The organism is Reyranella sp. CPCC 100927 (assembly GCF_007859315.1).
Taxonomy (GTDB): Bacteria; Pseudomonadota; Alphaproteobacteria; order Reyranellales; family Reyranellaceae; genus Vineibacter.
The window spans coordinates 680,147-703,553 of record NZ_VOHA01000003.1 but is presented as its reverse complement, the minus strand read 5'-3'; the positions used below and the strand labels follow the sequence as shown (position 1 = coordinate 703,553).

The 23,407-nt window shown below is 68.2% G+C and carries 15 protein-coding genes and 1 riboswitch; of the genes, 8 read left to right on the top strand and 7 right to left on the bottom strand.

The features are described 5' to 3' along the window. Positions 1-116: 116 nt before the first annotated feature. From FQU96_RS12525 to FQU96_RS12510, 4 genes are all read right to left on the bottom strand, one after another. Positions 117-518, bottom strand: a complete 402-nt coding sequence (locus FQU96_RS12525; RefSeq protein ID WP_146541580.1) for a CrcB family protein — start codon at positions 516-518, stop codon at positions 117-119. Positions 519-531: 13 nt separating this feature from the next. Then, on the bottom strand, positions 532-924 hold the full coding sequence (gene crcB / locus FQU96_RS12520) for a fluoride efflux transporter CrcB (RefSeq protein WP_146541652.1): 393 nt from the start codon (positions 922-924) through the stop codon (positions 532-534). A gap of 33 nt (positions 925-957) precedes the next feature. Further along, positions 958-1,018: riboswitch (Fluoride riboswitch) on the bottom strand. 74 nt (positions 1,019-1,092) lie between these two features. Continuing rightward, positions 1,093-2,457, bottom strand: coding sequence for a hypothetical protein (locus FQU96_RS12515; RefSeq protein ID WP_146541579.1), 1,365 nt, complete (start codon positions 2,455-2,457; stop codon positions 1,093-1,095). 82 nt (positions 2,458-2,539) lie between these two features. Beyond that, on the bottom strand, positions 2,540-3,019 hold the full coding sequence (locus FQU96_RS12510; RefSeq protein WP_146541578.1) for an isoprenylcysteine carboxylmethyltransferase family protein: 480 nt from the start codon (positions 3,017-3,019) through the stop codon (positions 2,540-2,542). Positions 3,020-3,220: 201 nt separating this feature from the next. Here FQU96_RS12510 and FQU96_RS12505 point away from each other — a divergent pair, with 201 nt between their 5' ends. From FQU96_RS12505 to FQU96_RS12470, 8 genes are all read left to right on the top strand, one after another. Continuing rightward, positions 3,221-3,838, top strand: coding sequence for an STN domain-containing protein (locus FQU96_RS12505; protein WP_178130472.1), 618 nt, complete (start codon positions 3,221-3,223; stop codon positions 3,836-3,838). An 8-nt stretch (positions 3,839-3,846) separates the two neighbouring features. Continuing rightward, positions 3,847-4,389, top strand: coding sequence for an RNA polymerase sigma factor (locus FQU96_RS12500; RefSeq protein ID WP_146541576.1), 543 nt, complete (start codon positions 3,847-3,849; stop codon positions 4,387-4,389). Then, complete coding sequence (locus tag FQU96_RS12495; RefSeq protein WP_146541575.1) at positions 4,386-5,357, top strand: DUF4880 domain-containing protein; 972 nt, start codon at positions 4,386-4,388, stop codon at positions 5,355-5,357. Before FQU96_RS12500 ends, FQU96_RS12495 begins: the two co-directional genes overlap by 4 nt. A gap of 115 nt (positions 5,358-5,472) precedes the next feature. Beyond that, positions 5,473-16,764: a filamentous haemagglutinin family protein gene (locus tag FQU96_RS12490; RefSeq protein WP_146541574.1), complete on the top strand. Its 11,292-nt coding sequence runs from the start codon at positions 5,473-5,475 to the stop codon at positions 16,762-16,764. A gap of 105 nt (positions 16,765-16,869) precedes the next feature. Further along, the gene (locus FQU96_RS12485; protein ID WP_146541573.1) at positions 16,870-17,850 is read left to right on the top strand and encodes an aspartate carbamoyltransferase catalytic subunit; all 981 of its coding nucleotides are present in this window, start codon (positions 16,870-16,872) and stop codon (positions 17,848-17,850) included. A 1-nt stretch (position 17,851) separates the two neighbouring features. Next, the gene (gene pyrC / locus FQU96_RS12480) at positions 17,852-19,183 is read left to right on the top strand and encodes a dihydroorotase (RefSeq protein WP_146541572.1); all 1,332 of its coding nucleotides are present in this window, start codon (positions 17,852-17,854) and stop codon (positions 19,181-19,183) included. Further along, positions 19,159-19,920: a dienelactone hydrolase family protein gene (locus FQU96_RS12475; protein ID WP_146541571.1), complete on the top strand. Its 762-nt coding sequence runs from the start codon at positions 19,159-19,161 to the stop codon at positions 19,918-19,920. Before pyrC ends, FQU96_RS12475 begins: the two co-directional genes overlap by 25 nt. 116 nt (positions 19,921-20,036) lie before the next feature. Beyond that, entirely contained in the window at positions 20,037-20,870 is an 834-nt protein-coding gene (locus FQU96_RS12470; RefSeq protein ID WP_146541570.1) for a hypothetical protein, read from the top strand. A gap of 92 nt (positions 20,871-20,962) precedes the next feature. On the opposite strand, the gene gmk is transcribed toward FQU96_RS12470, so the two are convergent. From gmk to FQU96_RS12455, 3 genes are all read right to left on the bottom strand, one after another. Next, a complete protein-coding gene (gmk, locus tag FQU96_RS12465) occupies positions 20,963-21,613 on the bottom strand; it encodes a guanylate kinase (RefSeq protein WP_146541569.1) in 651 nt (216 codons plus the stop codon). Beyond that, positions 21,603-22,502 carry a YicC/YloC family endoribonuclease gene (locus FQU96_RS12460; RefSeq protein ID WP_218574692.1) on the bottom strand — a complete coding sequence of 300 codons (900 nt, stop codon included), beginning with the start codon at positions 22,500-22,502 and terminating at the stop codon, positions 21,603-21,605. Before FQU96_RS12460 ends, gmk begins: the two co-directional genes overlap by 11 nt. 89 nt (positions 22,503-22,591) lie before the next feature. Beyond that, entirely contained in the window at positions 22,592-23,371 is a 780-nt protein-coding gene (locus FQU96_RS12455; protein ID WP_146541568.1) for an SDR family oxidoreductase, read from the bottom strand. Positions 23,372-23,407: the final 36 nt, after the last annotated feature.

Sequence of the window (23,407 nt, the reverse complement as noted above, 5' to 3'; positions counted from 1 at the left end):
CGCTGCAGAGACACCGGGAGTAACAAGATCGGCGCGAAATTCCGGCACGACGCGCCGCGCAATCCCGTCACGCTTGTAACGCCCGTCGCTTGACGTGCGCTGCCTACTGACCGGCGTTATGTGCTGTTCCCACCACGGCGGTTGATCTGCGTGGCGAGGCCATAGCCCGACCAGACGGCAGCGAGCGATAGCGCGACGGAGAGGCAGAGGTAGACGCCGGCAACAGCGGGGCCGCTACCTGTCGCCAGCAGGAACGTATCCAGGCTCATGGCCGAGAACGTGGTGAAACCACCACAGAAGCCGGTGGTCACGAACAGGCGCGCTGCCGGCGACACCTGCAGCCGGCCCCCCGGTCCGCTGAGAGCCGCAAACAGCCCGATCACGAACGAGCCCGCAACATTGACGAAGCCGGTCGCCCACAGCGGCCCGAGACCGATCAGCGATAGCATCAGGGGTGCGCACAGATAACGCGCCAGCGCACCGATGGCGGCGCCGCAACCGACCGCAAGATAGAGCATCGCGATCGCCCCCTCAGGCCAGCAGCCGCGCGGCCAGCCAGAAGCCGGCGGCGACACCAACCAGACCCAGGCCGGTCGACAGCACCACGTTGAGCACCGCGCGCCGGTGCTGGCCGTCGAGGGCCAGGCTCAGGGTTTGCAAGGCGAAAGCCGACACCGTGGTGTAGCCACCCAGGACGCCCACAACAGCGAATTCGCGGAAGGCGGCGCTGGCCAGGGCACCCCCGACCGTGGCCGCCGCCCCGGCCAGACCACCGATCACGATATCGCCGCTGACGTTGACAACCAGGGTGCCCCACGGAAAGCCGTCGGCCACGCGGCGCGCCACACCCTCGGCAATGGCATAGCGCAGCACGCCACCCACGAAGCCGCCGGCGAGGACCAGCATGCATGCTGTCAGATCGATGATCATGGCCGCAGACTCCTACCGCGATGAACACGTCCGGTAGGAGTCATCAGCCTCGCGGCGGTTGTCGGGGGACCCCATCCCCATCAATAGGCCGAGACTAGCGCACGCACCGCCAAAAATGAAACGCCGCAACGCCTGCTTCAACGCAACGCTGAATCGCACCCGTCAACCACAGGCCCAGTCGATCTGCATCGTGAGCAGGTCGAGTTGGCCGTTGCCGCCGCCCATGTTGATCTGGCCCATCGTCTCCTCGAACTCGATGTAAAAGGGCGAGAGATCGGGCATGGCCTGCACCGGGCTCGCTGTGCCGCCAAAATGCAGGTCGTGGTATGACACCTCCATGTCCGCGCGATTCCACGCCTCGCTGTATTTGGCCACGTAGTCGTCGGGATTGCTGTCAGGTGCGATCGAGTCGCAAGGCTGGCGGCCCGTGTTGGGATCGTCGTCGCGTTCGGTCATCGCCAGCAACAGAATATCCCACTTGTCGCGGGGCTGGTGCTTGGCCAGCTTGTGCAGCAAATAATCGGGATTGAACGCCTCCTTGCCGTCCCATCCGAACAGCCGTTGTGCCGCGCTGACCTGAAGCCAATGGGGCAGCGGGCACATCCGGTTCGCCACGTTCACGACCGGCATCGGCGGCGCGCACTCGGCGCCCGTGAACGCGTCCTCGGTCAACCAGATCGCAGCGAACGTCGCGCACAGGATGTCCCGACTGCGAAACTCCATGGGATGCCTGTTGCGCAGATGCTCCAGAAAGGGCTGCACGTGTTCATCGACGGCGGTGGGCAAGGGGCGCCCGTCGAAGACGATCTTCATCAGGGCCGAAACGTCGGGCGACTCCTCGAATTGCTCGCCTTCGCCGAACAGGGCCAAGGCGACCTGCTGCGGACCTTTGACCCGGTAGCTCTCGGGCACCCGCACCGTGAAGTAGTGCTCCAGTGGAAAGCCGGTCGCTGTCGACAGCGGCCACTGCAGCGGTGTGATGCCCCGCGGCAGGCCACAGCACCAACCGTCCGCCGCCACCGTACCGCGCGGCCGCAGGCCGGGGACGATCGCGACATCGAATGATCGCGTCGGCCGCGGCAGCGGGGGCAGGCCCTTCCCGGGATACACTGCCGAATCGCTCGCGATACGGATGCCCATGATGCGTCCATGGCTGACGTGGACGTTGAGCATTGCACTGCCGTCCAGCGCCAGAACGCCAAACCGGTCCACGGCCTGGGACAGTTCAGTGAGCTTGAGCGCCGGCAAGACCGCCGCGATGTCATCCTCAGGCATGGCCACGCGCAGACCTTCGATCGGGATCGTCGAATCGAAATTGTGCTTGAAGGAGACTTCACCGACCCTGTCGTCGCGATCGAGCCGCGCCGTGAAACCGAAGTCCTGCTCAAGATAGTGCACTTTACCGGCGACGGCAGGCTGTGGTTCGAGCCAGCGCGCGCCCACCGCGGCCGCCAGTTTCTCTTTGCGATCGCCCGGGCGAATCGCCGCCAGGGCCATAAGATCGACGTCGCTGCCGGCCACGGCCATGCTGCATCTCCGCGATAAGAACGGCGGGGCCCGTGGCCCGCGTTCTTGTCAGTTTTGCGACCGCTGATGCCGCCCAGCGCATCTACAGCCAGCGGCGAACACGCGTTTTGTAGGCGGCATATTGTTCGCCGAACCGGCGCTCCAGGTAGAGCTCCTCGCGCGCAATGACGGTGTAGCGCACCATGATCAGCAGCGGCACCAGCAGCAGCGGCAGCCAGGCGTTGTTGTCGGCAACAGCGACGCCCAGGTGGATGGTGCTCAGCGCGAGATAGATCGGGTTGCGCGAATAGCGATACAGGCCGCTGTCAACGATCGCCCGGCTGGCCTGCCGCGAATGCACCGATGTGCCGGCCTCGCGAAAGCGCCGCCGACAATCCACGACGCCCGCCATGCCGGCGACGATCATCACGCCGCCGATGAATTGCCGCCACGACCAGCGCAGCCCCGACAGGATATCGAGCGGCACGATCAGGCGATCCGCCACCAGGCCGATCGCGAGCGCGGCCAGGAACAGAACGGTCGGCCGGACAGGGACGTTGCTGGTGTCGGGCTGATTAGTCATCCGATGTGTTTAGCATGGCACCAAGGCGCTCCGCACGCATCGGTTCACCACCGCCGTCCGCCGGCGCCCTGACATGCGAGCGTAACAGATGCTGCATAGGGTCGCCCGCAACCGTGACCCTTGCCGATGAAACAGGAGACCTGCGTTGATGCGGCCACGCAACGCCGGCGCGTCCGCGCGTGTTGCGCGTTGGCGTTCGCCATGACGCTCGCGGCGACGGCGGCACCAGCGCAAAACGACACCATCGCCTTCGATATCGCCGCGCAGCCGCTGGCGCGGGCGCTGTCGTCGTTTGGGACGGTCGCCCGCCTGCAGCTGTTCGTCGATTCCGGCCTCATCGCCGGCCGTCACTCTACGGCAATCAAAGGCCGCTATCCTTCTGAAGAGGCATTGCGGCGCCTGCTCGCCGGAACCGGCCTGCTGCCCCACCCTGTGGGCGACAAGGGCTTCACCCTGACGCCATTGTTGTCGGCGGCCGGCGTTACGCCAGCGACCGCGGTACAATCCCACGCCTCGACCCGGCATGCCGCCTACTCTGCCGCGGTACTGGCGGGCGTGCGCCGGGCGCTGTGCCGCCACGAACGCACGACACCGGGCACATTCCGCAGTCTGGTCCAGCTGTGGCTCGACGAGTCCGGCAAGGTGACGACCTCGGCCCTGTTGACGTCGACAGGAGAGGACGCGCGCGATGCCGCTCTGACGTCGATCCTGGACGGACTGGCGTTGCCGCCACCACCACCCGGCCTGCCGCAACCCATCACCCTGCTGCTGGCGCCATCGCCGACGATGGTGCCCACGGTGTGCGGGGCGCGCCGGTGACACAGGGCATGTTCCACCGCCTGCGGCAGTTGCTGGTCGACGACTACGGCGCGCTTAAACGCAAGCTGGCACGCCGGCTGGGATCGCAGGATGTCGCCAGCGAAGTGTTGCACGAGGCATGGCTGCGCCTGGACCGCCTGGACAGCACCAAGGCCGGCATCGCCGTGCGCAACCCGCCCGGCTATCTCTACGGTGTGGCGATGAACGTCGCGGCCGACCGCCTGCGCCAGGACCGGCGGTGGCTGGACAAGATCGAGATCGAGGCGATCTGCCGGCGCGCCGCGGATGACCTGAACCCGGCCCGCATCGTGGAGGCCCGCTCCGAGCTCATGGCCCTGACCCGGGCGCTGGAGGCGCTGCCGCCGCTGCGGCGGGCGATTTTCATCGCCTCTCGCATCGAGGAACTGCCCCATCGCGCCATCGCCGAACGCCACGCGATATCGGTCCGCGCCGTGGATCGCGAGTTGAAGGCTGCGCTGGCACATTTCGGTGCCATCCTGGACAAGAAGGCGATGCCGCGGCGCGGACCGCGGCCGCAGGACGTGCCATGAGCGATCATCCGACGGATACGGCAGCCTTGCGGACGCAGGCACAGGCCTGGTTGCGACGACTGACATCGGGGAACGCCACGGCGCTGGACGCCGACGCGCTGCATCGGTGGCGCCGGCGTAGTCCGGCGCACGCGCAAGCCTTCGCCGAGGCTGCCCTGCTGTGGCGGATCATGGACGATGCCGCCCGCCAGGCGCTCGCGCGCAGCCCGGCCATCGCCGCCGCGCCGCCGCCACGGGCCCTGCGGCGCCGGGCGATCATGGTCGGTGGGCCGGCGCTGGCGGCGTCAGCAGCGGCCCTTCTGGTGGCGCGCCCGCCCCTGGGCCTGTGGCCGTCCTTTTCCGAGATCGATGCCGACTATCGAACGCAGATCGGCGAACGCCGCCAGATCGACGTTGCGGGTTCCCTGTCGGTGGAGATGAACACGCGCACCAGCCTTGATCTGCGGCCGGCGACTGACGGCGGCACAACGGTCAACCTGATCGCCGGCGAGGTGACGATCGCCAAGGCCGACATACGCGGCGACATCACCGTGCGCGCGGGCGGTACAATCGTGCACATGCGCCAGGGTTGCCTCGATGTGCGCAAGGACGGCGAGACAGTCCACGTAACCTGCGTCGAGGGCGCACTCGATGTGCGCGGTGGCGCGCGCGCCGAGTCGCTGCAGGCGGGCTTTCAGGTGTCCCATGGTGCGCGTGGGCTGGGCGCGCCGACCGGCATCGATCCCGACGTCAGTCTCGCCTGGCGACGCGGCCTGCTGGTCTTCCAGGACACGCCGCTGGCGGCGGTGATCGACGAGATCAACCGCTATCGTGCCGGCCGCGTCATCCTCAACAGCACGCCCCTGCGGGACCGGCGCGTGGTGGCCACCTTCCGCCTCGACCACATCGAGGGCGCCCTCGACTTCATCGTCGAGGTCCTGCACGTCCCCGCACGCCGCCTGCCGGGCGGGATCGTCCTGCTGGGCTGAGAGTCGCGATTCATCACCGACCGACGAAAAAATTTTGAAGACGCGCGGTAGTTTTGCCTGTCTGAGACGGTCGTACCGGACAGGAACGCAAATCTCCCCTCGAGGATCCTGGCTGATGTCCGTGCGTGCTGCTCAAACGACCGTCGTGCTGTCCCGCGCCGCCCTGCTCACCGGCGTCAGCGCCCTGGTGCTGCTGTTGGCCGCGCCCATGGCAACTGCACGCCCGCTGGGCGGCAAATCGGCCCCGGCCTCGCCGGCAGCCGCCGTCGCCGGTGCACAGGCCGGCGCGATGGAGGCAGCGCGCGCGGCGCAGCGCGCACAGAATGCACTGAGCCGCACGACCCGGGCGATCCAGGCCATGCAGGCGTCACAGGCCGCGGCGCGCGGCGCGGCCCGGCTGATACCCGGCGGCGTTCCCAACGGCCTGCGGCCGGGCGGCCTGCAAGTCGCCCCCGGTGCCGTCCCCGGCTCCACCTTGTGGCAGGGTGCCGACCTGCCGACCGAGGTCATCGCTGGTGGCCACTCGGAGGTCACGGTCAAGCAGAACCAGCAGAAAGCGATCCTGACCTGGAAGACATTCAACATCGGCACGGACACCACGCTGCACTTCGACCAGCGCGCCGGCACCGCGGCCGATGGCAGCAACAACTGGGTGGCGCTCAATCGCGTGCTCGATCCCCAAGCCGCGCCCAGCAAGATCCTGGGTGCCATCAAGGCGCCCGGGCAGGTCTATGTCATCAACCAGAACGGCATCATCTTCGGCGGCGCCTCGCAGGTCAACGTCGGCACGCTGGTGGCATCGACGCTCAACATCACCGACGCCACGTTCAAGGGCGCACTGGCCGACACACGCTGGGATCAGTTCGAGATCCCCGTCTTCGGTGGATACAATGTCGGTTCCGCCGGTGACGTGCGCGTCGAGCGCGGCGCGCTGATCGTGGCCCACGACCGCGGCCGGGTGATGCTGCTGGCCCAGAACGTGGCCAATTCAGGTGAGATCCGTGCCGATGACGGACAAGTTGCCCTGGTCGCCGGCAGAAGCGTCGTCATGCGCGCCAGCGACACCAGCAACCTGCGTGGCTTCGAGTTCGAGATCAATACACGCAGCGGCGGCACGACGACCAACGACGGCCTGATCACGGCGCGCCGGGGCAACATCTCGCTGGTCGGCCTCGACGTCGCGCAAAACGGCGTCGCGACCAGCACCACGTCGGTGCTGGCCAACGGCTCCATTACGCTGCATGCGCGCGATGGCTTCACCTATGAGTATTCGACCTACAGCATCGAGTATGGGCGCACCGGATCGGTCATCCTGGGCGACGGCAGCCTGACGTCGATCCGGCCGGAGCTCGATGATCCCACCACGCTCGCAACCGCCAAGCTGACGGACCGATCGATGATCGACATCGTCGGCCGGCAGATCCGCTTCGGCCGCGATTCGCTCGTGCAGGCCACCGGTGGCGACGTCGCCGCCCTGGCTGTCGTCGACTCCGCGGCCATCGGCAGCGACCTCAGGACCCGGATCTTCATGGAGGAAGGCGCCTGGATCGACGTGTCGGGGGTGCTCGGCGCCTCGGCACCCAGCGAGCGCAGCGTCGTGAAAGTCGAATTGCGCGGCCCGGAACTCAAGGATTCACCGCTGCACCGGCGGTCGTTTCTCTACGGCCGGTCGATCTACGTCGACACCCGCCAGTCGGGCTCCTTCTCCGACGACCTGATGAAGGGCGTGGAATGGTTCAAGGGCGAACCGGGCAAATGGTACGGCACGCCGCTGGCCGATGTGTCCGGCTACATCGGCCTGGTCCGGCGCGGCATCGGTGAGTTGTCAGCCGCCGGCGGCACGATCAAGCTGCAATCCTCCGGTGACCTGGTGACCAAGGCCGGTTCGCTGCTGACCGCCTCGGGCGGCGCGATCACCTATACGCCGGGCTATGCGAACACGACACGCCTGGTCGCCGCCAACGGCCGCATGGTCAATATCGGCGATGCCGACCCGGCGCAGACCTACATCGGCATTGCCGGCCAGTTCACCCGCCAGCATGGACGCTGGGGTGTGTCCGAGACCTGGACATCGCCGTTGGCCGGCGGTCGGCGCTACGATCCCGGTTACACCCAGGGCGGCGCCGGCGGCACGATCAACCTGACGGCACCCCGCACGCAGCTGAGCGGCGCGATGAACGCGGCGGCCGGCGTCGGCGATCGCGACCGTGACGCCATCACGCGTGGCGGATCCCTGGTGCTGGGCAACGACGTCGTCAATCCCAACCGCGCCGTGCGCGTCGGTGATGTGCGGCTTCAAGCGCAGACACCAGCCGGCGCCGTTGCGCCGGACTTCACCGACCCGACACCACTGCCGAACACGCCCCTGGTGCTGTCGACCGACATGCTGAGCCAAGGCGGCTTCGGCAATCTCGAAATCTACAGCTCCGGCAAGATCGAGGTTGCCGCCGATGCGGTCCTCACGCTGCCGGCGCGTGGCACGGTGTCGTTGGCCGGCGCCAACGTGACGATCGACGGTACGATCATCAGCCGCAGTGGCACCATCCGGCTGTCGACCCTGGCGCCGGCCGCCACGTCGTTTCTGAACGTGACGGAACCGCGCGACATTACCGTCGGCCGCGGCGCCGTGCTCGATGTCAGCGGCCTGTGGGTCAACGACCTGCTCGATCGCGAACCGACACTGCCGCTGGCGATCGACGGCGGCCGCATCGAGATTCTGGCGCCGGGCTACGCGGCGGGCAGCCGGGAGACCCCGAACTTCGACGTCGGCGTCGTCACCGTGGCGCGCGGCAGCGTGCTGAATGTCACCGGCGGCGGCCAGCTGACCGGCAAGGGTACGCTCAAGGCCGGCAACGGCGGCTCGCTCACCGTGCGCGGCAAGGAACTGCATCTTGACGGCACGGTCAGCGCCGAGGCGATGGGCAAGGGCGGCACGCTGTCGCTGACGGCGCGCCAGATCCAGGTTGGCGGCACCGCGCCGGCCGACACCCTGCAGATCGACCCATCGCTGTTCCGGCAAGGGTTCGGCGCCTATGTCCTCAACGGCTACGACAGTTTCGTTGTGGCGCCGGGTACCCGCATCGAGGCCACGCGCACCGCACTGACCGTGGCTGACACCACGCTGCCCAGCGGCACGCCACTGGCATTTACGCCGCTGAGCATAGCGGCATGGCCCGCCGCCAACCTGTCCTTCAGCGCCACCCGACCGGTCTACGACGTCACCGGCTCCCGCCCTGGCCAGGTCACAGCGACGGGCACGCTGGAAATCGGCACCGGCGCCGACATCCGCACAGCCGCCGGTGGATCGGTAAGCCTCACCGCAGGCCGCCTGGTTACCGTCGACGGCACCGTGACGGCACACGGTGGCCGCATCGACGTCAGCCTGGCCGAAGCCGCGCAGACCGTCACCAATCCTGGTCAATCGATCTGGCTGTTGTCGGGCAGCACGCTCGACGTCAGCGGCACGGCCATGGTCGTCTACGACCCGCGCGACCTCACCCGTCAACCGGATCGCTCGGTATTGAACGGCGGCACGGTCAGGATCAGCGACAACGCGCGCGGTATCGTCGTAACGCAAGCCGGATCGGTGATCGATGTGTCCGGCGGCAGCGGAATCATCGAGGTGCCGTCACTCCAGGGCATGCGGATGGCCGACATGCCGGCGACCGTCTACAGCGATGCCGGCATGATCAGCGTCGCGGCCCGCGGCATGTCGTTGAACGGCAGCTATCGCGCCGCGGCCGGCAGTAGCACCACGCGCCGTGGCACGCTGAGCCTGTTCAGCGGCGACGTCCTGTTGCCATCGTCGAACACCGGCACCGTTGAGGTTCTGGCCCAGGCGCCGACGGCGCCGACAGTCCGCCCCGGGGCTGCGCTCGATCTTGGCAACAAGGCCAGCGTCGCCGCCGCGGCGCTTGCCGACGCCGGCTTCGATGCGATCACACTGCAGGCCGGTGCCCAGGTGATGATGGAAGGTGGCACCCGGCTCGCTGCCCGGCGCAGCATTGTCATCGCGGCGCCCCAGCTTGCGGTAGGCGCCAGCGACACGCCTGCACCCGCGCTGATCGAAGCCGGCCATGTCAGCCTCGCCAACGCCCGCGACGACAAGCAGAACCATGCCGGCGAGCCGACCGCGGGCGACGGCATGCTGCGGGTGAAAGCCGATCTGCTCGACATCACCGGCAATGTCACGCTGATGGGCATTGACCGGGCGCACTTCGACGTCGCGGGTGATGTCCGGCTGACCGGCGTCACCAAGTGGACCTACGATCCGGTCGTCAACGCCAGCAAGCCATCGCTCGTCGGCCGCTTCGCGACGGCAGGCGATCTCGACATCACCGCGGCCCAGATCTACCCCACGGTCCTCAGCAACTACACGCTCGCCAGCACGACATCGATTGCCGTGCACGCCAACGGCAACGCCCATCCCGTACCGCTGTCGGCCGGCGGCGGCATCACCCTGGCGGCCCCCGCCATCATGCAAGCCGGCGTGATCCGCGCGCCGATGGGCGCGATCCGCTTCGACGCCGGTACGACCGGCACCGTCACACTCGCCCCCGGCAGCCTGACGTCGGTCGCGACCGAGGGCACCCTTCTGCCGATGGGCCGCGTGCGCAACGGACGGACCTGGTATCTCGGCGATGTCGTCGGTAATCCGACCGGCCTGATCGATATGGACATGCCGCCGGAAAAGCGCATCGAGATCGCCGGCCAGCAGATCGACATGCAGGCCGGCTCGCGGCTCGACGTATCGGGCGGTGGCGATATCAGCGCCTTCGAGTGGGTGCCAGGTCCAGGCGGTTCGCGCGACATTCTGGCCTCGCAACCTGGCGCGCCGGTGTTCGCCGTGCTGCCGCACTACGCCGGTGTGGCGGCCCCCGCCGACTCGGTCGCATCGACCAATACCGGTCTCAACGTTGGCGACGCTGTCTATCTCGACAGCGTGCCGGGCCTGTCGGCCGGCTGGTACACTTTGCTGCCTGGCCACTATGCGCTGATGCCCGGCGCATTCCGTGTGACGATCGCGCGGGCAGCCGCCGACGTGCCGGCCGGCTTCGCCTCCCGGCAGGCCGACGGCACGTTCCTCGTCGCCAGCCGCTTCGGCGTGGCGGGACTGGGCGTCGCCGACTCGCGGACATCCCTGCTGCGTATCATGCCGGCAGACGTGCTGCGGACTTTCTCCGAATATCGCGATTACACCGGCCAGCGCTTCTTCACGCAGGTTGCCTTGGATGCCGACCGGGTGATCCCCCGCCTGGCCGTCGACGCTGGCCAGGTCATCCTGAGCGCCACTCAAGCCCTGCGGCTCGACGGCTCGATTTCTTTCGCGCCCGGCAAGGATGGCCGCGGCGGCCTGCTCGACATTGCCGCCGAGTCGATCGCCATCATCGGTGCGTCGGGCCAACCCGTGGCCGGCTACGGCTTGAACCTGCGCGGCGATGAACTGTCGCGCATGGGCGCCGAAAGCCTGCTGCTGGGTGGCCGCCGCACGCAAACCGCCGACGGCGTGAAGATCACGCCGCTCGCCCGCCAGATCTTGGTCGCCAACGACAGCGCCGCCGTGCTGGTCGGCCCCGAGATCATGTTCGCCGCCGGCACGCAGATCGTGGACGGACAGGCCGTCGACGGCACCGGCACCGTGACGTTCGCGCGCGGCAGCGCCGTGCACGCGACCGGCACCTACAGCGGCCGGCCCGGCGGCACGATCACCATCGGCAACGCCGCTGCGCCCGGCAGCACCACCCCCCTGCCGCCGGGCGGTACCGGCATGGGCGTGCTGGTGATCGCCAGCACCGCGGCGCCATCGCGCATCGTACGCCGCGACATCGCGGCCGCCGACGGACCGGTGCGCGGCGTGCTCGACATCCAGGATGGCGCGGTCCTCCACTCGGACGGCCGCCTGGTGTTGGACGCCACCGGCGACATGCAGTTGGCCAGCGGCGCTGTCCTGCGGGCAAAAGCGCTCGATGCGGCATCCAGCGCCGTGAGCTTCGGCGCCGTACCGAACGGCGTCACGGGCCTCGTGCTGTCGTCGTCGACATTGGCCGCATTGTCGGCCGTCAGCGACCTGACCCTGCGCAGCTACGGCACGATGGACTTCTGGGGCGCAACGGACATCGGTGGCGCCGGGCTCACTCGCCTGACGCTGGATGCCGGCGCCTTCGTGCAGCGCGCATCGGGCGATGTATCGCTTCATGCCGTCGCGCTCGACGTGCGCAACAGCAGCGGCACCGTTGCCGCCGGCGACGATCCCGCCGCTGCCGGCACCCTGCGCCTGCAGGCCGGCACGATCACCATCGATGCCGGACAGAGCGCCACCCGTGGCTTCGGCGCGGTCATCCTCGCGGCCGACCGCGAGATCGTCTTTGCCGGCCGCGGCGGCTTCACGGCCGGCACCGCGGCGCATGCCGCCGACCTGACGCTGTCGGCGCCGCGGCTGACGGCCAAGGGCGGCGCCGACCAGGCCGCAGTGGCGACCGGCGGCTTGACCACCATCCGCACGGCGGTGCCGGCCGATCTCGGCGCGATCACGCTGTTCGGCGGTGCACTGGCCTTGCGCGGTGCGCGCGTGTTCCACGGCGGCACGATCGATATGCCAGCGGGCACGCTTCGCCTGGAAGCCACCGGCAACGCCGCTGCCGACGGCGTCACCGTTGCGGGCGCGTCGGTGATCAGCGTCAAGGCGTTCCGCAAAGCGTTTTTCGACCAGGAAGCCTTCGCGTCGGCCGGCACTGTCGAACTCAAGGCCGCGTCGGGCACGGCCGTCGTCGAGAGCGGCGCGCTGATCGACCTCTCCGCCACCGACGGCGGCAACGCCGGCACCCTGCGGGTCAACGTTCCCAAGGGCACCCTCATCCTCGCCGGTGATGTGCGCGCCGGCGCCAAAGCCGGCGCGACACGGGGTTCGTTTACGCTCGACACCGGCACGCTCTCCGACATCGGCGCCCTGATGGCCACCCTCAACGCGGGCAGCTTCTTCGAGCAGCGTCTCGTGACGGTCCGCAGCGGCGATGTCGCGCTCGATGGCACGGCTCAGGCCCGAAACCTGCAGGTCACGGCCGATACTGGCAGGATCATCGTGCGCAGCGGCGCCCGCCTGCTGGCCGACAGCGACAATGGCGGCAGCGTCCGCCTGGTGGCGCGCGATGACCTGATCCTGGACGGCGGCGCCCTGATCGCGGCGCGCGGCAGCAAGGGCAAGGGTGGCCGCATCGATCTGGAGACCGCCAGCGGCGCTCTCGACCTGGCCGCAGGATCGACGCTGGACGTCAGCGGCGCCACCTTGGGCGGCAAGGTGCATGTGCGGGCTGCCCGCACGGGCGAGGTCGCCGGTACGATCAAGGCCCGCCACCTCGACAGCACCGTGGTCGGTGCCCTGGGTGCCACGGCGGAAGCCTTCTGGGCCTACGACGGTGTCGCGACGATCGACCGGGCGCTGATCGATCGCGTGACGAGCGCGGCCAACACGTTCATGGCGCAAGCACCGGCGCGTCTTGGCGCCTTCGACCTGGCGGCCGGCATCGAGCTGCGCTCGGCGGGCGACATGACCTTGGCCGCGGACTGGGATCTGCACGCGACGCGGCCGGGCGGCAAGCCCGGTTTCCTGACCTTGCGCGCGGCCGGCAACCTGACGCTGGCGGCATCGCTCAGCGACGGCTTCGACGGCATCACAGCCCGTGCAGCCTTGCTGGCGGACGAGTCCTGGTCCTACCGGCTCATCGGCGGCGCCCGCCTGGATGCAGCCGACGTGTTCAGCCTGCGCCAACCGGCGGACCTGGCTGCGGTCAACCGCGGCGACGTGATCATCGCCCCCAACGCCATCGTGCGCACCGGCACCGGCGACATCCAGGTCCGTGCCGGCCGCAGCGTCATCCTGCAGCGCCAGGGCGGCGAGCAGATCTTCAATCCCGAGAACCCCAGCCAGATCATCAATCTCAGCCAGGCGGTGACGCCGGACGGTCTGGCGTTGCAGACGCAATACGAGTCATGGCTGAAGATTGCGGGCGACACCAACTACATCTTCGACCCCAACAACCCGTCCACAGCCGTGGACTTCGCAAGGGTTGCGTTCCGACCTGACGGCCGGCTGAACACGACCTATCGCGGCTGGCGCAGCGTATCGGGCCTGGACATCATCTACGATCCGGCCGATCCATCGCGCCAGATCCGCTTCCTCGACGCCTTCGATGCCAGCGGCGCGCTGCTGCCGGCCTATCGCGGCTGGCGCAGCCTCTACGCCAACGACGCGTTCACCGCGCAGTTCTCTGCCAGCTGGCGCAGCGGCGGTGGCCGCGTCGCCGACGTCATGGAGGTGTTTCTGCCCAACGGCATGGTCGATCTCCGGTATCTCGGCTGGTTCATCAAACCGGGCACGACGACCGTGGTCTGCCGCAACGCCCAGTGCGCGAACCATCCCACCAATCCCGCATTGTCGCCGCAGGACATCAGCGCGGTCATGAACACCAACGGCACGATCAAGCCGATGTACGCTTCCTGGCGCTCGTCATGGGACGTCTGGTCGACGACCATCGCCGGCGTCGACAACGACCATGAAGGCGTCGTCTACACGGCCGGCCGCCTGTCTGCGGCAGGAACGCTGGCCATCCAGAGCACGCTGCCCAACGCAAGTTATGCCGGCACGATCAGCTTGGCGGAGAAAGGCGGCGATCTCACCATCGTGGCGCAGCAGGATGTGCAGGGTCCAAAACTGTTCCTGTACGGTTGCGCCAGTTGGTCCGCGACGTGCGATCTGCGCACATTCGCCAATCGGCAGTACGTCGCCGACTGGCTGTTGCGTCGCGGCGGCTACGATGCAAACGGACAACCGCTGACCGCATGGGGCGTCGACTTCGCCAAATTCACCCAGGGCGTCGGCACGCTTGGCGGTGGCGACGTCAGCGTCGCGGCCGGCGGCCGCATCTCGGCGCTCACCGCCGTGGCCTCCGACAACGGCAAGGTCACCGGCAGCATGCTGCAGACCTGGGGCGGCGGCGACCTGACGGTCACCGCGGGCGGCAATGCCGACGGCAACCTGTTCTACGTCGCCAACGGGCGCGGAAACATCACCGCCGGCGGATCGATCGGGATGTTGGGGGTGCCGAACCTGAACAGCTACAACAAGCCCCTACAACCGGTCGGTACCATGCTGGCACTCGGACGCGGACGCTTCGACGTCTCCGCCCATGGCGACATCAGCATCGGCGGCATGTTCAACCCCACCCTGGTGGGCATGGAGGGCAACGCCACGGGATCGTCCGACCCCAACTTCAATGCCACGCCGGGAACACCCGACGGCACATACTTCTCGACCTACGCAACCGACAGCGCCCTTGACGTGCAATCGGCTGTCGGCCGCGTGACGATGTCCGCGATGCCGGACGCCGTCATGAAGACGATGTCGAAACTCGGTCTCGGATACGGCAGCGGCGCCGCTCCGTTCTTTTTCTATGCCCCGCGCGTGCGGGTCGTGTCGTTGCAAAGCGACATTGTCGTGGGTCGCGACTACATCGACAACAGCGCCGCGTCGGGACGCATGACGTTGTGGCCGGCGCAGAACGGCAACCTGACCCTGCTGGCCGCCCACGATATCGACCTGACGGCCAATGCGAATTCTGCGGCCAACAGTGCGCGCGGCAACAACATCCTGGTCTCCGATGCCGATCCGGCGCAGATGCCCGGCGTGTTCAATCCCGGCACCATGATGTTCGACGACCTGCTGGATCGCCTGACCGAGGTGATCGCATCGAACGAAAGCGGCAGCGCGTCGGCCGGCATGGACAAGGGCCGCGTTCATGCCCGCACGCTGTACCGCGCGCTGGACACCGATCCGGTGCGCATCTACGCGCTCGAGGGCAGCATCCTGTCGAGCCCGATCGCCAAATCGAACGGCAATGGTATCCAGATCGTGGTGCCCAAGCCGGCGATCGTCCGCGCCGGCAAGGATATCCGTAACCTGATCTTCGCCGGCCAGAACTTCAACGCCGGCGACGTCACCGTCGTCGAGGCCGGGCGCGACATCGTCTTCGAGCCCTATACGTTCAACCGTCAGACCGGCAACGCCATCCAGATCGGCGGCCCTGGCCGACTCGAGGTCAGCGCCGGCCGCCACGTCAGGCTCGCCAGCAGCGACGGCATCCAGACGGTCGGCAACGGTTTCAACCCGTGGCTGACCGATGGCGTGGGCGCCAAGGTCGCCGTGACCACGGGCACCGCCGGCCGCATCGCCTACGACGCGTTCGCCGAGCGATACCTCAACCCGGCGGGCACGGCAGGCGTCGAGCGGCACTACGGCCGTGACCTCGTGGCCTTCATGGAGGCGGAAACCGGCAGGAGCGGTCTGAGCGAAAGCGCCGCATGGACGCTGTTCCGGGCCCTGCCCGAGGTGGCACGCCGCGAGTTGGTGCGGCAGGTGCTGTTCAAGGAACTCGCCTTCGTCGGTCGGCGCGAAGCGCCCAAGCCGGTGCCGCAGCGCAATTACAACGACGGCTACGACGCCATCGCCCTGCTGTTCCCCGACAAGAGCTATGTCGGCGACATCGACATGTTCTACAGCCAGATCAAGACGCTCGACGGCGGCGGCATCGATCTGGTGGTGCCGGGTGGCAAGATCGATATCGGCCTGACCTTCGTGACGCCCGACATCAACGGCGGCGCCCGGTTCCGCGAGCCGGGCGACCTGGGCCTGATGACGCTGTGGGGCGGCGGCATCAACACTTTCAGCGCCGGCTCGGTTCTGGTGAACCAGAACCGGATCAAAACACTGGGCGGCGGCGACATCGTGATGTGGTCGTCGGCAGGTGATATCGATGCCGGCCGCGGCGCCAAGACGGCGCAGATCGCCCCTCGCCCCGAGACGGTCTACGACCCCACCGTCGGCAGCTTCACCACCCGCCTGGCGGGCGAAGCCGCCGGCAGCGGCATCGGCACGGTCAAGAGCCGGCCCGACGTGCCGGCCGGTGACGTCGTTCTGATGGCACCGCGTGGCACCGTGGATGCCGGTGACGCCGGCATCCAGTCGAGCGGCACCGTCGTCATCGCTGCCCTGATCGTGCGCAATGCGGACAACATCCAGTCGACGGGCGTGCAGATCGGTGTGCCCAACAACGCCGTCGACACCGGTGCATTGACTCAAGCCTCCAACGCCAGCGCCGCCGCAACCCCGAAGACCGAGCCCAAATCGTCCTCGGCCTCGGAACGGCCCTCCATCATTCTGGTCGAGGTGCTGGGCTATGGTGGCGGCACCGGCGAGCCGTCCCCCGGCGACGACGAGCGCCGCCGCAAGGCGCCCGACCAGCGCAGTGAGGTGGCGCCACCCGAGCCGATCCAGGTGGTTGGTTACGGCCCCCTGACCCCCTCGCAAACCGCTGCCCTGACCGAGGCCGAAAAACGCGCCCTGTCGGGTCAGTAGCACGTTCCTCCCCCAACGAAGTCGGGGGAGGAACTGCTCCATCCACACCCACACGGTCGCATAAGCTTGCATCGCCGTACGCGGTCTGCTTAGTGTGCGCCTTTAATGACAATGCGCCCCCTGATCCCCGGGATGCCGCGGCACCTGCTCGGCATCGAAGGTCTGACGGCCGCCACTATCGCGGCGCTGCTGGATCTTTCCGAGACCTATATCGACACCAGCCGTTCGCTCGTGAAGAAGCGCGACGTGCTGGCGGGTCGTACCATCATCAACCTGTTCTTCGAGAACAGTACCCGCACCCGCACCTCCTTCGAGGTCGCCGCCAAGCGCCTGGGCGCCGACGTGGTGAACATGGAGGTGCAGAGTTCCTCGACCCGCAAGGGCGAGACCCTGCTCGACACCGCCATGACGCTCAACGCCATGCTGCCGGACGCCCTGGTGGTGCGGCACCAGGACTCGGGCGCCGTGAACCTGCTGTCGCAGAAGGTCAATTGCACCGTCGTGAACGGCGGCGACGGCCAGCATGAGCATCCGACCCAGGCCTTGCTGGATGCGCTCACCATCCGCCGTCGCAAGGGCAAGCTCGCGGGCCTCACCGTGGCGATCTGCGGCGATGTGCTGCATAGCCGGGTTGCGCGCTCCAATATCCATCTGCTGAACATCATGGGCGCCCGCGTTCGGGTGGTGGCGCCGGCCACCCTGATGCCGACCGAAGTCGACCGGTTGGGCGTCGAGCCGCACTTCAGTATGAAAAGCGGTCTGAAGGATGCCGACATCGTGATGATGCTGCGCCTGCAGACCGAGCGCATGAGCGGCTCGTTCGTGCCGACCACCAGCGAGTACTTCCACTTCTTCGGACTGGACGCCGACAAGCTGAAGGTGGCCAAGCCGGACGCACTGATCATGCACCCCGGGCCGATGAACCGCGGCGTCGAGATCGACTCGGCGGTGGCCGACGACCTGCAGCGCAGCGTCATCCACGAGCAGGTCGAAATGGGCGTCGCCGTGCGCATGGCCTGCCTCGACGCGCTGGTCGGCGGGCTGAGCAACTACGACGAACGCCTCGCCGGCGATCAGGGACGCTGACATGGCCAACGGTACCGGCGCTCCTGTCGCCTACATCAACGCCCGCCTCATAGATCCTGCCGCCGGCACCGACGGGCTGGGCAGCCTGCTGGTCGGCGCCGATGGCAAGATCGCCGACTTCGGGCCCAACCTGTTCTCCAGCGGCGCGCCGTGGGGCATCGAGACGGTCGACTGCCAGCGCCATTGCCTGGCACCCGGCATCGTCGATCTGCGGGTGCACACGGGCGAGCCCGGCGAAGAGCACAAGGAGACGCTCGACACCGCCGGCCAGGCTGCGGCCGCCGGCGGCGTCACGTCCATGTGCATCCTGCCGGACACCGATCCGCCGTTCGACGATGCCTCGCTGATCGAGTTCGTGCATCGCCGCTCGCGCCAGGTGCGGCTCTCCAAGATGTACGCCTACGGCGCTCTGACCATGGATCTGCAGGGCGAGCAGCTGGCCGAACTCGGGCTGCTGAAGGAAGCCGGCGCCGTCGCCTTCACCGACGCCGATCGCCCGGTGGGCAACGCCCAGACCATGCGCCGCCTGCTCTACTACGCCAAAACGTTCGGCGCGCTGATCGTGCATCTGCCGCAGGAGCCGTCGCTGTCGAGCGGCCACATGAACAGCGGCGAGCTGGCCACGCGGCTGGGGCTGTCGAGCAGCCACAAGCTGGCCGAGGCGATCATGCTGGAGCGCGACCTGCGGCTGGTCGAGATGACCGGCGCGCGCTACCACGCCAGCAAGATCTCGACCGCCGAGGGCGTCGAGGTGATGCGCGCCGCCAAGGCGCGCGGGCTGAACGTCACCTGCGATACGGCGCCGCACTATTTCGCGCTCAATGAGCTGGCGGTCGGCGACTACCGCACCTTCGCCAAGGTCGTGCCACCGCTGCGCAGCGAAGCCGATCGGCGTGCCATCGTCGAGGGGCTGAAGGACGGCACCATCGACTGCATCGTATCCGACCACCGCCCGCAGGACGTCGAAAGCAAGCGTGTGCCGTTCGCCATGGCGCAGCCCGGCGTCGTCGGTCTGGAGACCCTGCTGCCGATTGCGCTGGAACTGTACCACAACCGCCACATGGGCCTGCCGGCGATCTGGCAGCGGCTGGCCAGCACGCCGGCCCGACTGTTCAACCTGCCGGGCGGACGCTTCGAGAAAGGTGCGCCGGCCGACCTCGTGCTGTTCGATCCCGACATCGCCTGGGTCATCGATCCCGAGCAGTTCAACAGCAAGACCGGCAACACCGCCTTTGACGAGCGCCCGACGCAGGGGCGTGCGCTGCTGACCGTGGTTGACGGGCGCGTCATCTACCGCGACACCGCGCGGTGGCCGGCGCCAGCAACGTCGTGATCGAGAGCGACGTCGACATCGCCACTGCCGACGGGGTGATGAACACATACAGGGTGCGGCCGCGCCAGGCTGTGCCCTACCCGGCGGTGGTGATGCTGACGGACGCCGCCGGCGTGCGCACTGCGCTGCGCGACATCGCGCGGCGCATCGCGGCGGCGGGCTATGTCGTGTTCGTGCCCAACCTCTACTACCGCACATCGCGCGACTTCGTGGCGGGGCCCCTGCACAATCATCCTGATGTCGAAAAGAATACCGCCGAAATGACGCGCCACCGCACGGCGATCGGCTATCCCGACGTGAGCCGCGACATCGGTGCGCTGCTCGACCACATCGATGCCGATCGGTCGGTACGCCCCGGCAAGGTCGGCACCGTGGGCTACTGCATGAGCGGTGCCTATATCGTCACCACGGCGGCGAGCTGGCCCGGGCGCATCGCCTGCGGTGCGTCGTTCTACGGCACCCGGCTGATGGCCGACGTACCGCAGGCGCCGTGGCGCCGGCTGGGCGAGATCGAGGCCGAGCTTTACTTCGCCTTCGCCGAGTTCGACTCCCACGTACCGCTCGATCAGGTTGCCGCCTTCAAGGCGCATCTGGCGCAGGCGCCGTTCAAGAGCACGGTCGACATTGTGCCCGGCACCGGCCACGGCTACGCGTTCGCCGATAGCGTGACCTACAACAAACCGGCGGCCGAGCAGCATTTTCAAACCGTGCTCGCCCTGTTTCGCCGCCATCTCTAACCGGGACCGGCAGCTGTCCCAGTGGCGCACTGTGGCAGGGGGCGCTACATTTTTGCCATCTTCGGGGCCAAAGTCGCTGGCATTGTCCTTCCCAAATGCTCAATCGGGGCCGCTCCATGCGTATCGCCACCCTCTCCGCTGTCGCTGCGCTGGTCGCCGGGACCGCAGCCGCGCAGCCGCAGCCGTCGCTCGACCGTTCGAGCGACATGCTCGACACCATGACGCGCCGGCTGAAGCTCTGCGCCGAGATCACCGAAACGCAGGCCCGGCTGGCCTGTTATGACAAGGTCGAGTCGGGCGGTGCTCCGTCCGCGGCCCCGCCGGCCGCAGCCGCGCCGCAGCCGGCGCCCACCCCCCAGGCCGCCCCGACACCGCCGCCGACACCGCAGCGTCCGGCGGCCGCGCCGACAACGACACCACCACCCACGGTCGGTTCGCAACCGCTTGCCCCGCCGCCTACGGACCCGTCCCGTGTCGGTCAGGACGACAAGCCGGTGGCGCCGGAGGACCGCGCTTTCGATCCGCGCCAGCAGGGCCGCGGCGGCGCGCCGGGCGGCGGCACCACCATCGGCGCCGCGCCGGGCGTCGTCCTGCCCGGACAGAACCAGGGCCCCAGCACGGTCGAGCCGCAGTGGCGGCGCGTCGGCGCCGTGCCGATGCGGTCGGCACCCGGTACCCAGATCCCCGTCGTCACGCTGGAGCTGCCCGGACTGCGGCCGGGCCCCGACTATCGCTGGCAACTGTCGATGGTGCTGGCCAACAACACGTCGCGCATGTTCGACGTCACCATTGCCTGCACGTTCAACAACGGCGACCGCAAGGTGAACGACACCACCGTCATCCTGCGCAACGTGCGCGGCGGCGAGAAAGTGGCCGCCGAGATCGCGGGGCCGCCGACCGGTCAGTTCGTCGACAACGCCCCCTGCCGCGTGGTCTCGCCGCTGCAGTGATTCAAGTGGCATCCCGAGCGCAGCGAGGGATCTCGTGGAAATGGAGTCTCCGTTCGCGGGAGATCCCTCGCCGCCCGGGATGACAGAATGGACTACGGCGCCGAGCGCAGCGACTTCACGAAGTCCGACAGACCGACCTGACGGGTGCGTTTCAATCGCTCGGCGGTCAGGATCGACTTCACCAGCGCCAGGCTGTGGTCGAGGTTTTCGTTCACGATCACGTAGTCGTACTCGGCCCAGTGGCTCATCTCGTCGGCCGCCTTGGCCATGCGCCGCGCCACGACCTCGGGCGGATCCTGCGCCCGGCTCACCAGGCGGCGTTCCAGTTCCTGGGTGGACGGTGGCAGGATGAAGACGCTCACCAGGTCCTGGCGCGCGCGCTCGGCGAGCTGCTGCGTGCCCTGCCAGTCAATGTCGAACAGCATGTCACGCCCGGCCGACAAGGTGCGTTCCACCGGTCCGCGCGGCGTTCCGTAGTGGTGATCGAAGACTTGAGCGTACTCCAAAAGCTCGTCGCGCGCCGTCATGCCGCGGAACGTCTTGTGGTCGACGAAGTAGTAGTCGACGCCGTCCTGCTCCGCCGGCCGCTTGGCGCGCGTGGTCACCGATATCGAAAGCTCGATGCCCGGCTCATGCTGCAGCAACAGGCGCGACAAGGTCGTCTTGCCGGCGCCCGACGGCGAGGACAACACCAGCATCAATCCGCGCCGCACGATTGGTCCGGCGGCGGCCTCATTCGACATTCTGGACCTGCTCACGCATCTGTTCGACAGCGCTCTTCAGCTCGATGCCGATCCGCGTCAGCTCGATGTCGGCCGACTTGGAGCACAGCGTATTGGCCTCGCGGTTGAACTCCTGGCACAGAAAGTCGAACTTGCGGCCGATCGGGTTGGTCGGGCTCGCCGCCTTCATCAGCTCATGCGCAGCCGCGATGTGCGCCTGCAAGCGATCGAGTTCCTCGCGCACATCGGCCTTGCCGACCAGCACCGCGACCTCCTGCGCCATGCGCTCGGGCGACAGCGGCGGCATGCGCTCCAGGATGTCCGTCATCTGCGCTGCAAAGCGGGCGCGGATCAGATCGCCTTGCGCCGCGGCACGGCCGGCGGCCTTGTCGCGCAGCGCCGCGATGGTGTTGAGATGTCCGTCGAGCACGACGGCCAGTCGCGCGCCCTCGCCGGCCCGCGCCTCCACCAGGCCGCGCAGCGCCTGGCGCAAGGTCTCCATCATCTTGGCGTCGCGCGCCGCGATCTCCTCTTCAGACAGGGCTTGTGCCGCCTCCTCCTCGATGACGCCGCGCACCCGCAACAAGCCATCGGCGCTGGGCGGCGCGATGTCGCCGTGCGCCCGCAGGTCGGCGATCTCGGCCAGCAACTCGCGCACCAGCTCGCGGTTGATGCGCACCGCCTGCTGCGTGCGACGCTCGGCGACCTGCAGCGACACCGACACGCTGCCGCGCCGCAACACCTCGGCAATCGCCGCCCGTGCTGGATGCTCCAGCCGTTCGTATCCCGTCGGCACCCGCAGGCGCGTTTCGAGCGCGCGGCCGTTGACGCTGCGGGCTTCCCACACGAAGGACACGGCGCCGTCGCTGCCGTCGGTGCGGGCGTAGCCGGTCATGCTGGCGATAGGCAAACTCAACTCCCCCTGAAACGGGCCGGCCCGGGCCGGCCCGCGCAACCTACATGGTCTTCCCCTCCCCGCGAAGTGGAGAGGGTGAGCAATCAGTACGTACCCGGGTACTGGCCGCCGTCCATCAGGATGTTCTGGCCGGTGATGTAGCCCGCATGGACACTGCACAGGAATGCACACATGGCGCCGAACTCCTCGGCCGTGCCGAAACGGCCGGCCGGATGGGCGGCGGCGCCCTTGCGCATTTCCTCGTCGGCGTCGCCCTTGGTGGCCTTGGCGCGCGCCACGTAGGTGCCGCGCAGGCGGTCGGTGGCGAACGGGCCCGGCAGCAGGCCGTTGATGGTGACGCCGTTCTTCACCGTCTTGCGCGCCACGCCGGCGACGAACCCGGTGAGCCCCGAGCGGGCCCCGTTGCTGAGCCCGAGGATGTCGATCGGCGCCTTCACCGAGCTGGAGGTGATGTTGACGATGCGCCCGAAACCGCGCGCCATCATGCCGTCGACCGTGGCCTTGATGAACTCGATCGGCGTCAGCATGTTGGCGTCGACCGCGGCGATCCAGTGATCGCGCGTCCAGTCGCGGAAATCGCCCGGCGGCGGACCGCCGGCGTTGTTGATCACGATGTCGGGCTCCGGGCAGGCGGCGAGAACGGCCTCGCGCCCTTGCGGCGTGGTGACGTCGCAGGCGATGGCAGTGACCTTGACGCCGCTCGCCTTGCGGATCTCCTCCGCCGTCTTTTCAAGAACGTCCGCGGTGCGCGCGTTGATCACGACGTCGACACCTTCCTTGGCCAGCGCCATGGCGCAGCCTTTGCCCAGACCCTTGCTCGCCGCACAGATGATCGCCTTGCGGCCCTTGATGCCCAGATCCATCGACTTCCCTCCTGGTTTCCGACGCGCTGCGGCCGG

What these genes read in the sequence shown, in the direction of transcription:
- FQU96_RS12455 (WP_146541568.1), bottom strand. Translation starts at nt 23,371, where the DNA reads ATGGATCTGGGCATCAAGGGCCGCAAGGCGATCATCTGTGCGGCGAGC.
- FQU96_RS12485 (WP_146541573.1), top strand. Translation starts at nt 16,870, where the DNA reads ATGACAATGCGCCCCCTGATCCCCGGGATGCCGCGGCACCTGCTCGGC.
- gmk (WP_146541569.1), bottom strand. Translation starts at nt 21,613, where the DNA reads ATGTCGAATGAGGCCGCCGCCGGACCAATCGTGCGGCGCGGATTGATG.
- FQU96_RS12505 (WP_178130472.1), top strand. Translation starts at nt 3,221, where the DNA reads ATGACGCTCGCGGCGACGGCGGCACCAGCGCAAAACGACACCATCGCC.
- FQU96_RS12490 (WP_146541574.1), top strand. Translation starts at nt 5,473, where the DNA reads ATGTCCGTGCGTGCTGCTCAAACGACCGTCGTGCTGTCCCGCGCCGCC.
- FQU96_RS12510 (WP_146541578.1), bottom strand. Translation starts at nt 3,019, where the DNA reads ATGACTAATCAGCCCGACACCAGCAACGTCCCTGTCCGGCCGACCGTT.
- FQU96_RS12495 (WP_146541575.1), top strand. Translation starts at nt 4,386, where the DNA reads ATGAGCGATCATCCGACGGATACGGCAGCCTTGCGGACGCAGGCACAG.
- pyrC (WP_146541572.1), top strand. Translation starts at nt 17,852, where the DNA reads ATGGCCAACGGTACCGGCGCTCCTGTCGCCTACATCAACGCCCGCCTC.
- FQU96_RS12525 (WP_146541580.1), bottom strand. Translation starts at nt 518, where the DNA reads ATGCTCTATCTTGCGGTCGGTTGCGGCGCCGCCATCGGTGCGCTGGCG.
- FQU96_RS12470 (WP_146541570.1), top strand. Translation starts at nt 20,037, where the DNA reads ATGCGTATCGCCACCCTCTCCGCTGTCGCTGCGCTGGTCGCCGGGACC.
- FQU96_RS12515 (WP_146541579.1), bottom strand. Translation starts at nt 2,457, where the DNA reads ATGGCCGTGGCCGGCAGCGACGTCGATCTTATGGCCCTGGCGGCGATT.
- FQU96_RS12500 (WP_146541576.1), top strand. Translation starts at nt 3,847, where the DNA reads ATGTTCCACCGCCTGCGGCAGTTGCTGGTCGACGACTACGGCGCGCTT.